The organism is Pseudomonas sp. PDM21, assembly GCF_014852505.2.
GTDB lineage: Bacteria > Pseudomonadota > Gammaproteobacteria > Pseudomonadales > Pseudomonadaceae > Pseudomonas.
The window spans coordinates 882,220-896,825 of the sequence record NZ_CM181223.1 but is presented as its reverse complement, the minus strand read 5'-3'; the positions used below and the strand labels follow the sequence as shown (position 1 = coordinate 896,825).

13 protein-coding genes and 1 pseudogene are annotated in these 14,606 nt (G+C 65.9%); 8 read left to right on the top strand and 6 right to left on the bottom strand.

What is annotated here, in order from left to right; all coding sequences use genetic code 11:
- Window positions 1-23: 23 nt before the first annotated feature.
- On the top strand, window positions 24-425 hold the full coding sequence (gene cueR / locus IB275_RS04385; protein ID WP_192290269.1) for a Cu(I)-responsive transcriptional regulator: 402 nt from the start codon (window positions 24-26) through the stop codon (window positions 423-425).
- 88 nt (window positions 426-513) lie between these two features.
- Here cueR and IB275_RS04380 read toward each other — a convergent pair.
- From IB275_RS04380 to IB275_RS04360, 5 genes and pseudogenes are all read right to left on the bottom strand, one after another.
- Window positions 514-1,399 (bottom strand): annotated as a pseudogene (locus IB275_RS04380) (EamA family transporter); the annotation flags it as partial.
- 256 nt (window positions 1,400-1,655) lie between these two features.
- Window positions 1,656-2,207 (bottom strand): nucleotidyltransferase family protein, encoded by a 552-nt coding sequence (locus tag IB275_RS04375; protein WP_192290273.1) that lies wholly within the window; start codon window positions 2,205-2,207, stop codon window positions 1,656-1,658.
- A 5-nt stretch (window positions 2,208-2,212) separates the two neighbouring features.
- Window positions 2,213-3,109, bottom strand: coding sequence for a PA4780 family RIO1-like protein kinase (locus tag IB275_RS04370; protein ID WP_045217128.1), 897 nt, complete (start codon window positions 3,107-3,109; stop codon window positions 2,213-2,215).
- Window positions 3,110-3,181: 72 nt separating this feature from the next.
- On the bottom strand, window positions 3,182-4,363 hold the full coding sequence (locus IB275_RS04365; RefSeq protein ID WP_192290275.1) for a two-component system response regulator: 1,182 nt from the start codon (window positions 4,361-4,363) through the stop codon (window positions 3,182-3,184).
- 101 nt (window positions 4,364-4,464) lie between these two features.
- Entirely contained in the window at window positions 4,465-6,816 is a 2,352-nt protein-coding gene (locus IB275_RS04360) for an ATP-binding protein (RefSeq protein WP_192224629.1), read from the bottom strand.
- Between the two features lie 135 nt (window positions 6,817-6,951).
- Here IB275_RS04360 and ada point away from each other — a divergent pair, with 135 nt between their 5' ends.
- Window positions 6,952-8,040: a bifunctional DNA-binding transcriptional regulator/O6-methylguanine-DNA methyltransferase Ada gene (gene ada, locus IB275_RS04355; RefSeq protein WP_192290277.1), complete on the top strand. Its 1,089-nt coding sequence runs from the start codon at window positions 6,952-6,954 to the stop codon at window positions 8,038-8,040.
- Here the strand turns inward: ada and IB275_RS04350 are convergent.
- Window positions 7,984-8,577 carry an MFS transporter permease gene (locus IB275_RS04350; protein ID WP_192290279.1) on the bottom strand — a complete coding sequence of 198 codons (594 nt, stop codon included), beginning with the start codon at window positions 8,575-8,577 and terminating at the stop codon, window positions 7,984-7,986. The genes ada and IB275_RS04350 overlap by 57 nt on opposite strands.
- Before the next feature lie 154 nt (window positions 8,578-8,731).
- On the opposite strand from IB275_RS04350, the gene IB275_RS04345 reads away from it, so the two are divergent.
- From IB275_RS04345 to ggt, 6 genes are all read left to right on the top strand, one after another.
- Complete coding sequence (locus IB275_RS04345) at window positions 8,732-9,346, top strand: phosphatase PAP2 family protein (protein ID WP_192290281.1); 615 nt, start codon at window positions 8,732-8,734, stop codon at window positions 9,344-9,346.
- Window positions 9,347-9,584: 238 nt separating this feature from the next.
- Window positions 9,585-10,493: a glutamate/aspartate ABC transporter substrate-binding protein gene (locus IB275_RS04340; protein ID WP_045217115.1), complete on the top strand. Its 909-nt coding sequence runs from the start codon at window positions 9,585-9,587 to the stop codon at window positions 10,491-10,493.
- A 194-nt stretch (window positions 10,494-10,687) separates the two neighbouring features.
- Window positions 10,688-11,434: an amino acid ABC transporter permease gene (locus tag IB275_RS04335; RefSeq protein WP_081517282.1), complete on the top strand. Its 747-nt coding sequence runs from the start codon at window positions 10,688-10,690 to the stop codon at window positions 11,432-11,434.
- On the top strand, window positions 11,431-12,099 hold the full coding sequence (locus IB275_RS04330) for an amino acid ABC transporter permease (protein WP_138520248.1): 669 nt from the start codon (window positions 11,431-11,433) through the stop codon (window positions 12,097-12,099). The genes IB275_RS04335 and IB275_RS04330 overlap by 4 nt, the downstream gene beginning before the upstream one ends.
- A complete protein-coding gene (locus IB275_RS04325; RefSeq protein WP_081517280.1) occupies window positions 12,096-12,830 on the top strand; it encodes an amino acid ABC transporter ATP-binding protein in 735 nt (244 codons plus the stop codon). Before IB275_RS04330 ends, IB275_RS04325 begins: the two co-directional genes overlap by 4 nt.
- 85 nt (window positions 12,831-12,915) lie before the next feature.
- Window positions 12,916-14,589, top strand: coding sequence for a gamma-glutamyltransferase (gene ggt / locus IB275_RS04320; RefSeq protein ID WP_192290283.1), 1,674 nt, complete (start codon window positions 12,916-12,918; stop codon window positions 14,587-14,589).
- Window positions 14,590-14,606: the final 17 nt, after the last annotated feature.

Here is a 14,606-nt window from a genome sequence, read left to right as displayed (position 1 = left end):
GCGTTCGTTCAGGAGACATCGGCATGAACATCGGCGAAGCGGCAAAAAAGAGCGGCCTGACCGCGAAGATGATCCGCTACTACGAATCCACCGGCCTGCTCACCCCCGCCGGCCGCAGCGCCAGCGGCTACCGCCACTACAGGGAACAGGACCTGCACACCCTGGCGTTCATCCGCCGCTCGCGGGACTTCGGCTTCTCGCTGGAAGAGGTCGGCCAACTGCTCGCCCTCTGGCAGGACCGCTCCCGCGCCAGCGCCGACGTGAAGGCCCTGGCCGCACGGCACATCGACGAACTCAACCGCAAGATCGCCGAACTCAGCAGCCTGCGCGACACCCTGCAGGAGCTGAGCGACCACTGCCAGGGCGACCACCGGCCGGACTGCCCGATCCTCAAGGACCTGGAGTCGGGGAATTGCCGTCACTGAAGGCTATTCCATCCCGTAAGGTGCATAACGCCGCAAGCGTTATCCGCCATGCCGGATAACGGCGGATAAAGCGCTCCGCTTTATCCGCCCTACGCGCTGGCCACCGCGCGGCGGCGCCACAGCGAAGTCGGCAGTACCGTCACGGCCAGGCCGACGAAGACCAGTACGCACGCCATCCAGTCCTGGGTGGTGAGGTCTTCGCCAAGGAACAGCCAACCCGACAGCAGGCCCGACACCGGTACCGCCAGGGCGAAAGGCGTGACCTGGCTGGCCGGATAGCGGCGCAGCAGGAAGCTCCACAGGCCGAAGCCGACGGTGGTGGCGAGGAAAGCGATGTAGAGCAGCGCTCCCGCGCCGGTCCAGTTGATGTTCAGCACGGCGTGCTCGATGGCTTCCTGGCCTTCAAATATCCACGAGAGGACCAGTAGCGGCAGTGGCGGGATCAGGCTGACCCAACTGATCAGGCGCAGCATGTCGCTGGCGCCGGATCGCTTGGTGGCGATGTTGGAGAAGGCCCAGGCCAGCGCGGCGGCAATCACCAGCAGGAAGGCTACCAGGCTGTCGCCCAGGGGGCGCTCCAGGCCGATCAGCAGCAGACCGCCGGCAGCCAGCGCCAGGCCGATCAGTGCGCGCGGGCTGGGACGCTCGCCGAGGAAGGCGGCGGCGATCAGCACGGTGAAGAACACCTGGCTCTGCAGCACCAGCGACGACAGGCCGGCGGGCATGCCGATGTGCATGCCGACAAACAGCAGGCCGAACTTGACCACACCCAGCAGCACGCCGATCTGCACGATACGCCAGAACGGTGCCGGCAGCGGGCCGCGCAGGAAGATCAGCGGCAGCGCCGCCAGGGCGAAGCGCAAGGCGCAGAACAGCAGCGGCGGGAAGTCGTGCAGGCCGACCTTGATCACGACGAAGTTGACGCCCCAGATCAGGGTGACCAGCAGGGCGAGGAGAACATGGCGGAGGGGCATGGCAGAGCGCTCGGGGTGGGATGAGGCAAAACTAACAGCCCACGTCTGAAATGTATGGATACAGTTGTGGGCTTACAGTTCTTTCGCAGGACCAGACGGGAATCCAGACAGTCCGTACCCAGCCCCAAGAAGGAACCGTGAGTAGGATGGTGTGGAGCGAAGCGATATCCATCAATCCCGGGAAACCATCAGCACGGGTATCGCTGCGCGCCACCCATCCTACGCAGAGCATGACGGCGATTTCGGCGAAAAGGCTTTACAGGGTCTCGATACGCAGCTTCGGCCAGCGCGCCGGCCAGTTCTTCGCGGCGAGACGCTCGCGGTAGAGGTGCGGTTTGGCGCGGAAATGCTCGGTCGGCCGGACCCGCAGCGCCCAGAGGTCATCGATCCCCAACGGCGCCAGCAGCTCCAGGGAATCCCCCCGCAGTCGCAGCGCTACCGCCGTGCAGACCTCCGGCCAGCGGCACATCGCATCGGCGCAATCCCTGTAGGGCGCATCGCCATTGCGCAGGTGCATGCGCGCCTGGTTGCGCACCGACCAGGGCTGGTCCGGGCAGGCCTCCAGCAGCCGGAGCTCCCAGGCGCAGTCCGCTTCGGGCTCCAGGTTGTCGGCCGCGAAGTACAACACATCGATATCGCTGAGCGGCGTGGGCTCGTCATAGCCCTGCAAGGCGTCCCACACCGCGTTGCGCACGAAACCGGCAGCGACCCAGGCGCCTTGCGGGCCGTGATCGCGCACCACGCGCAGCAGGTGCAGGCGTTCAGGTTGCCCGGCGATCAGTGCAAGCAGCTCAGATTCGCCGGGCAATGGGTTCAGGCCTGCTCCCACGGCGGAGGCGGAGGCTCGTCGCGTTGCTGCGGGGCATCCTGGGCGGCGCGGCCGGCTTCACGGCGCTCCTGCTCGCGCATGGCCTCGGCAATCTCACGCAGCACCGAATCCACGTCCGCCTCGTCTTCCGGATCGTCGAAGTGCCCGGTCAGCGGGGTGTCCGGCTGCAGCTTGCCGTCCTCGTAGAGGGCCCACATTTCCTTGGCGTAGTGGGTGTACTTGAGCTCCGGGGCGAAGCGGCCGAAGTAGGCGGCCATGTTGCCCACGTCGCGCTCGAGCATGCGGAAGGCGTGGTTGTTGCCGGCGGCGTCCACGGCCTGCGGCAGGTCGATGATCACCGGGCCGTCCGGGCCGACCAGCACGTTGAATTCCGACAGGTCGCCATGCACGAGGCCCGCGCAGAGCATCATGACGATCTGGCGGATGAGGAATTCGTGGAAGTCACGGGCCAGTTCAGGCTCCATCACCACGTCGTTCAGGCGCGGCGCGGCATCGCCCTCTTCGTCGGCGACCATCTCCATCAGCAGCACGCCGTCGAGGAAATCGTACGGCTTGGGGACGCGCACCCCGGCGTTGGCCAGGCGGAACAGCGCGGCCACCTCGGCGTTCTGCCAGGCGTCTTCCTGCTCCTTGCGGCCGTACTTGGTGCCCTTGGCCATGGCGCGGGCCTGGCGGCTGTTGCGCACCTTGCGGCCTTCCTGGTACTCGGCGGCCTGGCGGAAGCTGCGCTTGTTGGCTTCCTTGTAGACCTTGGCGCAGCGCAGCTCGGCGCCGCAGCGCACCACGTAGACCGCTGCTTCCTTGCCGCTCATCAGCGGGCGCAATACTTCATCGATCAGGCCGTCTTCGATCAACGGCTCCAGGCGTTTCGGGGTTTTCATCAGGCTTCCTGGCGTACCTCTCTGGGGCGCTGCGCTCCTTATACGGCAATCCTCGACAACCGCCCAGCGCGATCAGGGTTCAGGCGGCGTCAGCTCGATGCTTTCCACCACCGCGTCTTCCAGCCGCTGCAGCTCCAGCCCCAGCGCCTCGTCGCTGTCGGCGTAGCGCTGGGCGATGTTGGCGAAGCCTTCGGCGACCTCGCTGAAGGCCTCGGCCACGCGCGGGTCGAACTGCTTGCCGGCGCCCGCCTTGATGCGCCCGGCGGCTTCCTCCGGGGTCAGCGAGGTGCGGTAGGCGTGGCGGCAGGTGAGTTCGTCGTAGCAGTCGATCAGCGAGAGCATCCGCGCGCCCAGCGGAATCTGCTCGCCGGCCAGCCCCTCGGGGAAGCCGCTGCCGTCCCAGTGTTCATGATGGCTGTAAGCGATCTCCTTGGCGTACCGCAGGAATTCCGCCGGGGAGCCCAGCTTGCGCTCGGCCGCCTCGAGGGCGTCACGTCCGACGGTGGTGTGGCTTTCGAGGATCAGCCGGTCGGCCTCTTCCAGTTGGCCGGGGCTGTGCAGGATGCGGTCGGGCACGGCGACCTTGCCGATATCGTGCAGTTGCGCCGAGCGCACCAGCAACTCGATGTTCTCCACCGACAGTTCGGTGGAGTACTCGTGGTGCAGGGACAGCGAGCTGCCCAGCAGTCGCATGTAGTGTTCGATGCGCACCAGGTGGTTGCTGTGTGGGTTGTCGCGCAGGTCGCAGAGGGTCGCCATGGCTTCCAGGGTGGCGTCCTGGATGGCCTGCAGCTCGCGGGCGCGACGGCGCACCTCGAGTTCCAGGTACTCACTCTTGTCGCGCAGGAAGTCGGCGTTGGCCTTGAGGCTCAGGTGCGCGCGGATGCGCGCCAGGGTCACCGGCGGGCTGATCGGCTTGGTCAGGTAGTCCACCGCGCCCAGGTCCAGGCCCTTCTGCTCATCGGCGGCGCTGACCATGCCGGTGAGGAAGATCACCGGGATGTCGCGGGTCAGCGGGTCGGCCTTGAGCTGGCGGCAGACTTCGTAGCCGTCCATCTCCGGCATCATGATGTCGAGCAGCACCAGGTCCGGGCGCGGGTCGCTCTGCATCAGGCGCAGCGCCTTCGGCCCGCTGGAGGCGACGCGCACCTGATAGCGGTCCATGAGCAGCTCGCTCATGAGCATCAGGTTGTCGGGCTGATCGTCCACCACCAGGATCATCTCCTGCTCCGGCCGGTCCAGCATGCTATCCATCGCAACTCCTCGCATCGGTCAGATTCGTGACATGCCATGGGTGATCGGACCACGGCCCTGTCCGCGTGTTCCTGTCGCACCTTTCTTGTCTATCCGCCCCGTCAGATCCGGATGTCGCGCTCCCTCGCGAGATTCACCAGACTTTCCAGGGCCCGCTCGAATTCGAAACGCCGCACGCTCGTGGCAATGCCTTCGTAGCCCTCATTGAAGACGCTGCGCAGCAGGCTTGCACGTTCGCCGAGCAACCGTCCGGCGCGCGGGTCGTCCGCCGCCAGCAGGTGCGCCAGGCGCCGGCAGACCTGCTCGACTTCGGCGACATTGCCGCTCTCCAGCAGCGCCGGAGCAGCCGAGGCCGCCGGCAACATGGGCACCGGCAGCGGTTCGTGGCTGATGTTCTGCAGGCTCAGGCTGACCGAGTCGTCCACCCGGCCCATGGGCAGCCGGCACCAGAACAGGCTGCCGCGATTCGGCTCGCTTTCCACCCCGACGCTGCCGCCCATCGCCTCCGCCAGTTTCTTGCAGATCGCCAGGCCCAGGCCGGAGCCGCCATAACGGCGGGTGATCGAGCTGTCCGCCTGCTGGAAGGATTCGAACAGGCGCTCCTGCTGCGGCTCGGTGATGCCGATGCCGGTGTCGCGGAAGGCGAAGTAGAGCTGCAGGCTGTCTTCGTCCTCGTCTTCCAGGCGGACGATCAGCACCACCTCGCCCTGCTCGGTGAACTTCAGCGCGTTGTTGCCATAGTTCATCAGGATCTGCCGCAGGCGCAGCGAATCGCCCACCACCTGGGCGGGCACCCGTGGGTCGATCTCGCAGCGCACCGCCAGGCCCTTGCTCGCCGCACGGATGTTGAACAGGTCGAACAGTTCGCCGAGCAGGCGCTCAAGGTCGAAGCCGATGTGTTCGAACTCCAGCTTGCCGGCCTCCACACGGGACAGGTCGAGGATGTCGCTGATCAGCTCCAGCAGGTACTGGCCCGACCCCTGGATCTTGCCCAGGTAGTCCACCTGCTGCGGGTCCAGGGTGGTTTCCTGGAGCAGGTGCGCCAGGCCGATGATGATGTTCAGCGGCGTGCGGATCTCATGGCTCATGTTGGCCAGGAAGTCGCTCTTGAGCTGCGCGGCCTCTTCGGCCAGGTCACGGGCCTCCGCCAGTGCCAGCTCGGTGGACTTGCGCGCGGTAACGTCACGGCTGACGCCCACCAGCCCGAGCAACCGGCCCTGATCGTCATGAAAGGCGCTGCGCAGGGTATCGAAGAGCACCCGCCGGCCATCGGGATAGACCACCCAGCCTTCGCTGGCGTAGGGCTCGCGCTCGGTCAGCGCCTGGCGGTCGCGCTCCTGGCGTCCGGTGCCGGCGGCACGGCTGAACATTTGCTGGTCGCTGCGCCCGACTATGTCCTCCGGCGCGCGCCCCAGACAGTCGGCGAACGCCTGGTTGACTCCCAGGTAGCGGCCCTGGGTGTCCTTGAACCAGATCGGATCGGGGATCGAGTTGATCAGTGCCAGCAGCGTGCTGCGCTGGCGCCGCTCCTCCGCCTCGGCGCGGGCGCGCTCGGTCACCTGGATCGACAGCCGGCGGTTCCACACCAGAACGAAGGTCAGCAGGGCGAGGAAACCCACCACCCACGGCCAGGCGATCTGCAGCAGGTTCATCCAGTCGAAGACATCCAGCGACGGCAGCCAGCGCGCCTGGATCGCCTCCTGCTCGTTGCGGGTGATGTTGCCCAGCGCGCGGTCCAGCAGCGGCACCAGCGGCTCCAGCGCCTTGCGCGTGGCGAAGCGCACCTGGCTGTTGCCCAGCCCGCTGTCGCCGCGCACCTCCATGTTGGAAAGGCTGAGCTGCTCGATCAGGAAGGTGGTGGTGATGAGGTTGCCGACATAGGCATCGGCGCGCCCGGTGGAGACCGCCTTGAGCGCGCTGGGGGAGTCCTCCACCAGCACGAAGTCGATCCCCGGCACAGCCTTGGTCAGCAGTTCATGGACGGCATAGCCCTGCTCAACGGCCACGCGGCGGCCGGACAGGTCGTCCAGCGTACGGATGGTGCTGTCGCGCCGGGCAAAGATCAGGCTGCTGGTGGTGACGTAGGGCTGGGTGAAACTCAGGAAATGCTGGCGTTCCTCGGTAGCCGCCATGGACGGCAGCAGATCCACCTCGCCAGCCTTCACCGCTGCCAGCACCTCCTCCCAGGTGTTGTAGAGCACCGGCTGGACCTTCATCCCCAGGCGCTCGGACAGCAACTGCAGGTAATCGGCGCTGATGCCGTGGAACTGGTCGAACTCGTCGATCACCTCGAACGGCGGCCAGCCGGCGCGGAACAGGCCGACGCGGATCGGCTCGTGGGCTGAAATGAAGGCTCGCTCCTGCTCGCTCAGCGCCAGGCTCGCGGCACGGGCCTGGGCGCTCAGCGCGAGCAGCAGCAGAAGGCAGCACAGGCAGAATCGGCGCAAGGACATGGGGTCTTCTTCAGGGAATACCCAGCAAGCGTAGCCCCTGCCGCCGCGCTTCGAGTTTGAAAACGCGATGCGGATTGCTGCACTTCGTGTCGGGACGGACAATCGCCCCAACAGCCATTGCCCCGGAGAGCTGCCATGACGATCACCCGACTTGACCCCGAGCGCTGCTGGCAGGCGGTCTGCGAGCGCGATGAACGCTACGAGGGGCGCTTCGTCTTCAGCGTGCGCTCCACCGGTGTCTACTGTCGGCCGAACTGTCCGGCCCGCCGGCCATCAAGGGAAAACGTGGCCTTCCACGCCGCGCCCGAAGCGGCCGAGGCCGCCGGCTTCCGCCCCTGCAAGCGTTGTTCGCCACGCGGCCCGAGCCCGCGCGAACAACTGGATGCGCTGGTCGCCGCGGCCTGCGCGCTGCTCGACAAGGCCGAGAAGCCGCTGACGCTGGAGGAGCTCGCCGGGCGCATCGGCCTGTCCGCCTCGCACCTGGCCCGCGCCTTCAAGGCCCGCACCGGCCTCACGCCACGGGCCTGGGCGGAATCCCGCCGCGAGCAGCGCCTGGCCGCTGTCCTGCCGCAAGCGCGCTCGGTGCTCGACGCTGCACTTGAGGCCGGCTACTCCGGCACCCGCGCCCTGTATGAAAGCGCCACGCCGCTGAGCCCCGCGCAACGCCGTCAGAAAGGCGCCGGCGAGCGCCTGCGCTACGCCATCGCGCCCTGCGCGCTCGGGCTGGTGCTGCTGGCGGCCACCGACAAGGGCGTGTGCGCCCTGCTCTTCGCCGATGAGGCCGACGAACTGGAGCGCCAGCTGGCCGAGCGCTTCAGCGCCGCCGAACGCAGCCGCGACGACGCCGGCCTGGGCGACTGGTTGCGCGAGGTAATTACCCAGCTGGAGGAACCCGAACAGGCCGCGCACCTGCCGCTTGACCTGCACGGCAGCGCCTTCCAGCTGCGCGTCTGGCGCGCCCTCACGCGCATTCCCAGCGGCGAGACGCGGCGCTATGGCGAACTGGCCGAACAGTTGGGCACGCACCCACGCGCCATCGCCCGTGCCTGCGCCAGCAATAATGTCGGCCTGCTGGTGCCCTGCCACCGCGTGGTCGGCGGCGCCGGCGAAGGTGGTTATCGCTGGGGTCTGCCGCGCAAGCGCGAACTGCTGCGCCGCGAGGGTCACTCAGGCGACGCCGGCGAACTCCGCCACCGAGCCGATCACGATCAGCACCCAGAGTAGACCGCCGAGGATCAGGAATGGCAGGTTGTAGCGGGTGATCGAAGCATTGCCCTGGCCCAGCGGATCACCGCTGGCCTCATTGGCGCGGCGCTGGATGTTCGTCAGCGGAATGAGCGGCACCAGCCCCAGGACGATGAACGGCAGGCTGTAGTGGCTGAGCTCGGGAATGCGGCTGGTCAGTTTGTCGGCGACATTGGAGACGATCAGCAGCACGACCGCCCAGGTGGCATCGCTGCTGTAGCTCCAGCCCTTGCGCTGCTCTTCGGGCAAGGCCTCATGCACACGCCGGGCGAGGGAGTGGATATAGAAGATCATGAACAGGCTGCGCAGCGGCGGGTTGATCTTGCCCGGCATGTGCGGTTTCTGGATCGACCAGTGCTTGTACATCCAGTACAGGTTGAACAGCCCCAGCGTCGCCACGTAGAGCACGATCATCTTGGTGATGGAGATGACGAAGAATCGATTGGCCTGCTCGGCGCCGGCACGCTCCTCGACCAGCGGGGCTTCCGGGGCGCGGTAGGGGTTTTCCATTTCCATGGCAGGCATTCCTGAGGGCTGAGGGCTGAGGGCTGAGGGACACATTGTGGGCCAGCCCCCGGATAACGGCCAAGGGCTCATCCCGTCGCCTGGCGCCCAGTGACGGCGCCAGCCTGTGCTACCGTTGCCAACCTTCGCCCCCATCCGACGCCCCATGACCTTCTGGCCCCTGATCACCCGCCTCGGCGACAGCTCCCTGCTGGCGCCAGCCGCCGTGTTCGTCTTCTGCTGGCTGCTGTACCGCCGCGAGACCGCCAAGGCCGGGCTGTGGGCGCTGCTGTTCGGACTCTCGACCGCGCTGGTGGTGGGTTCGAAGCTGGCCTTCATGGGCTGGGGAATCGGAATTCCGAACCTGAATTTCACCGGCATCTCCGGTCACAGCATGATGGCTGGCGCGGTGCTGCCGACCCTGGCCGCGCAGCTGTTCAGCTCGCGGCGAGCCGGCCTCGCCGCTGCGGGGCTGGCGGCGTTGATTGCGGTGCTGGTGGGTCTCTCGCGGCTGGCGATCAACGTCCACTCGCCGGCCGAAGTCTACGCCGGCCTGGCGCTGGGCCTGGGCACCAGCGCAGCCTTCCTCGGCGCCACGCGCATCCACTTGCCGGCCTTCCAGCCCGCGCTTCTGCTGCTGATCATCGCGCTGGGGCTGGGCCAGGCGGTCACCGGCGTGCGCGCCCCGACGCACCAGTTACTGGAGCGCATCGCCGCGCACCTGGCCGATCGCGACCAGCCATATCGGCGCGGCCAGTGGGCCGGCCAGCCGGACGTCTGAACGGGCGACTCGTTCGGATTTCCGAACGAGAATTCCACGAATATCCGGATGACCGAACGAGGCGTTGCTTCACCACGCCCAAAGGAAAAAAATTAATCCTTATAATTCAATAAGTTACTAAAACAGGAAAAGCTTGGCACGGAGCCTGCTCTGCTCCACCTCGAACATGCGACCGGCCTGGAGTGAGCCTCGTCGGCGCAGGACTGAATAACAAACACAACCAGTCGAGGTAGTCTCCATGCGTTTCGCACCCCGTGCGTTGGGCGTCGCCATTGTCGCGGCCCTGCTCGCCACTCCCGTCGTCGCCGAAGAACTCACCGGTACCCTGAAGAAGATCAAGGACTCCGGCACCATCGTCCTCGGCCACCGTGACGCCTCCATTCCTTTCTCCTACCTCGGCAGCGATCCGCGTCAGCCGGAAGGTTATTCCCACGACCTGCAGATCAAGGTCGTCGAAGCCCTGAAGAAAGAGCTGAACGTTCCCGACCTCAAGGTCCGCTACAACCTGGTGACCTCCCAGACCCGTATCCCGCTGGTGCAGAACGGCACCGTGGACATCGAGTGCGGCTCCACCACCAACAACCTCGAACGCCAGAAGCAGGTCGACTTCTCCGTCGGCATCTTCGAGGTCGGTACCCGCCTGCTGACCAAGACCAGCTCGGGCATCAACGACTTCCCGGACCTCAAGGGCAAGAACGTGGTGACCACCGCCGGCACCACCTCCGAGCGCCTGCTCAAGCAGATGAACGCCGACCAGAAGATGGGCATGAACATCATCTCGGCCAAGGACCATGGCGAGTCCTTCCTGATGCTCGAGTCCGGCCGCGCCGTGGCCTTCATGATGGACGACGCGCTGCTCTACGGCGAAATGGCCAAGGCCAAGAAGCCCGACGACTGGCACGTGGTCGGCAAGCCGCAGTCCTACGAGATCTACGCGTGCATGGTTCGCAAGGGCGACGCACCGTTCAAGAAGGTGGTCGACAAGGCCATTTCCGACACCTTCGCCTCGGGTGAAGTGAACAAGATCTACGACAAGTGGTTCATGCAGCCCATCCCGCCGAAGAACCTGAACCTCAACTTCCCGATGAGTGATGAGCTCAAGAAGCTGATCGCCAATCCGACCGACAAGTCTGCCGAGCAGATGTAACGGTCGCGCGCGGCTGCGCCCACAAGGCGTAGCCACGCGGGGGATCGGGAGCGCAAGCCAGCGCTCCCGAGCCCACTACTCCTGATGACGATGCCGGAACACCCGCTACCCGCGGGTGGCGGGCGGCCTTGCGCCCGCGTCCGGCCCCGTAGCGTACCAAGCAACCGTGCAAAGCAATCGAGGGGAAACCCGTCATGGATTACAACTGGGACTGGGGCGTGTTCTTCAAGTCCACCGGGATTGGCGACGAACGCTACCTGGACTGGTACATCACCGGCCTTGGCTGGACCATCGCCGTCTCGCTCGCGGCCTGGGTCATCGCCCTGGCGCTCGGCTCGCTGCTGGGCGTGATGCGCACCCTGCCCAACCGCTGGTTGTCGGGCATTGCCACGGCCTACGTGGAGCTGTTCCGCAACGTGCCGCTGCTGGTGCAGCTGTTCCTCTGGTACTTCTTCGTACCCGACTACCTGCCGCAGCCGATCCAGGACTGGTTCAAGCTGGGCATCGCCCCGGAAACCTCGGCCTTCATCAGCGTCGTCGTGTGCCTGGGTCTGTTCACCGCCGCGCGGGTCTGCGAACAGGTGCGCACCGGCATCCAGGCGCTGCCCAAGGGCCAGCTCGCCGCCGCCAGCGCCGTGGGTTTCCGCCTGCCGTCGATCTACCGTCACGTGCTGTTGCCGCAGGCCTTCCGGATCATCATTCCGCCGCTGACCTCGGAATTCCTCAACGTCTTCAAGAACTCTTCGGTGGCCTCGCTGATCGGCCTGATGGAGCTGCTGGCGCAGACCAAGCAGACCGCCGAATTCAGCGCCAACCTGTTCGAGGCCTTCACCCTCGCCACCGCGATCTACTTCACCCTGAACATGAGCCTGATGCTGATCATGCGCTTCGTCGAGCGCAAGGTAGCGGTGCCGGGCCTGATCTCCGTGGGAGGTAAATGATGGACTTCAGTCAGATCGTCCCCGCCCTCCCCGGCCTCTGGGAAGGCATGCTCACCACCCTGCAGCTGATGGTGCTGGGTGTGCTGGGCGGCGTGGTGCTGGGCACCATCCTCGCGCTGATGCGGCTGTCCAACAGCAAGCTGCTGTCGAACATCGCCGGCTTCTACGTGAACTACTTCCGTTCGATCCCGCTGCTGCTGGTGATCACCTGGTTCTACTTCGCGGTGCCGTTCATCCTGCGCTGGATCACCGGTCAGGACACCCCCGTGGGCGCGTTCACCTCGTGCCTGGTGGCCTTCATGATGTTCGAGGCGGCGTACTACTGCGAGATCGTCCGCGCCGGCATCCAGGCCATCCCCAAGGGCCAGATCGGCGCGTCCTACGCGCTGGGCATGACCTACGGCCAGTCCATGCGCCTGATCATCCTGCCCCAGGCATTCCGCAAGATGACCCCGCTGCTGCTGCAGCAGAGCATCATCCTGTTCCAGGACACCTCGCTGGTCTACAGCGTCGGCCTGATGGACTTCCTCAACGCCGCCCGCTCCCGTGGCGACATCATCGGCCAACCCCATGAGTTCCTGATCTTCGCCGGACTCGTCTACTTCGTCATCAGCTTCGCCGCGTCCTTCGGCGTGAAGCGCCTGCAGAAAAGGTTAACCGTATGATCTCCATCGATAACGTCAGCAAGTGGTACGGCGACTTCCAGGTGCTCACCGACTGCAACACCAAGGTGTCCAAGGGTGAAGTGGTGGTGGTCTGCGGGCCGTCCGGCTCGGGCAAGTCGACCCTGATCAAGTGCGTCAATGCGCTGGAGCCCTTCCAGAAGGGCGATATCACCGTCGACGGCACCTCCATCGCCAACCCGAAGACCGACCTGCCGAAACTGCGTTCGCGGGTCGGCATGGTGTTCCAGCACTTCGAGCTGTTCCCGCACCTGACCATCACCGAGAACCTCACCATCGCCCAGCGCAAGGTACTGGGGCGGAGCAAGGAAGAGGCGATGGACAAGGGCATGAAGCTGCTCGACCGCGTCGGCCTCAAGGCTCACGCGCACAAACACCCCGGCCAGCTCTCCGGCGGCCAGCAGCAGCGCGTGGCGATCGCCCGCGCGCTGGCGATGGACCCGATCGTCATGCTGTTCGACGAACCGACCTCGGCGCTCGACCCGGAGATGGTCAACGAAGTGCTCGACGTGATGGTCCAGCTCGCCCAGGAAGGCATGACCATGATGTGCGTGACCCACGAGATGGGCTTCGCGCGCAAGGTCGCCGACCGGGTGATCTTCATGGACCGCGGGCAGATCGTCGAGGACTGCCCGAAGGAGGAATTCTTCGGCGACCTGCAGAACCGCGCCGAGCGCACCCAGCAGTTCCTCGCCAAGATCCTGCCGCACTGATCCAGCCGTTCTGATTCACCCGAAGGCCCCGGTACGCCGGGGCGTTCAACCTCACCGCAAGCACAAGAATAAATAAGGAAGTTCCATGCGCGTGTTCCACTTCAGCAAGATGCCCCTGGGCGTCGCGATCCTCGCGGCGAGTTCTTCGGTGTTCGCCGTCACTCTCGACGGCGGCGCGGTCGCATCCCCCGACCAGTACGGTGCGAAGGTCGCCGCCGAGATCCTCAAGAAAGGCGGCAATGCCGTCGACGCCGCGGTCGCCACCGCCTTCACCCTCGCGGTCACCTACCCCGAAGCCGGCAACATCGGCGGCGGCGGCTTCATGACCCTGTACGTCGACGGCAAGCCCTACTTCCTCGACTACCGCGAGATCGCCCCCAAGGCGGCGACCAAGACCATGTACCTGAACGACAAGGGCGAGGTGATCGAGAACCTCAGCCTGGTCGGCGCCAAGGCCGCCGGCGTGCCGGGTACCGTGATGGGCCTGTGGGAAGCGCACAAGCGCTTCGGCAAGCTGAAGTGGAGCGAGCTGCTGACCCCGGCCATCGGCTACGCGCAGAGCGGCTTCCGGGTCGCCGACCAGCAGTACCAGTACCGCCAGGACGCCATCGCGCTGTTCAACGGCAAGACCAACTTCGGCGACTACTTCGGCACCATGAAGCCGGGCGAGACCTTCAAGCAGCCCGAGCTCGCCAAGACCCTGGAGCGCATTGCCGACAAGGGCCCGGACGACTTCTACAAGGGCGAGACCGCCAAGCTGCTGATCGCACAGATGAAGCAGGACGGCGGCCTGATCAGCGCCGATGACCTCTCCAGCTACCAAGCCAAGTGGCGCGAACCGATGCGCATCGACTGGCAGGGCAACACCCTCTACACCGCGCCGCTGCCAAGCTCCGGCGGTATTGCCCTGGCCCAGCTGATCGGCATCAAGGAACAGCGCGCCGCCGACTTCAAGGGTGTGGAGCTGAACTCCGCCAAGTACATCCACCTGCTCGCGGAAATCGAGAAGCGCGTGTTCGCCGACCGCGCCGACTACCTGGGCGACCCGCAGTTCTCCAAGGTGCCGGTGGCCCAGCTGACCGACGCCAAGTACATCGCCAAGCGCGCCAAAGAAGTGAACCCGGACGCCATCTCGGCCACCGAGAAAGTCCGTCCCGGCCTGGAGCCGCACCAGACCACGCACTTCTCCATCGTCGACAAGGACGGCAACGCCGTCAGCAACACCTACACCCTCAACTGGGACTTCGGCAGCGGCGTGGTGGTCAAGGGCGCCGGCTTCCTGCTCAACGACGAGATGGATGACTTCAGCTCCAAGCCGGGCGTGGCCAACGCCTTCGGCGTAGTGGGCAGCGACGCCAACGCCATCGAGCCGGGCAAGCGCATGCTCTCCTCCATGAGCCCGAGCATCGTCACCCGCGACGGCCACGTCAGCCTGGTGCTGGGCACCCCCGGCGGCTCGCGGATCTTCACCTCGATCTTCCAGGTGCTGAACAACGTCTACGACTACAAGCTGCCCCTGGAAAAGGCAGTCGCCGCGCAGCGCGTGCATCACCAGCTGCTGCCCAAGGACACCATCTACTACGACGCATACGCGCCGCTCACCGGCAAGGTTGCCGACGAGCTCAAAGCCATGGGCTACACCCTGGAAGACCAGGGCTGGAACATGGGTGACATCCAGGCCATCCGTGTCAACGGCAAGGCTCTGGAAACCGCCTCCGATCCGCGCGGCCGCGGCATCGGCATGGTGGTCAAGCCCTAAGCCCCGGCGGACGCACC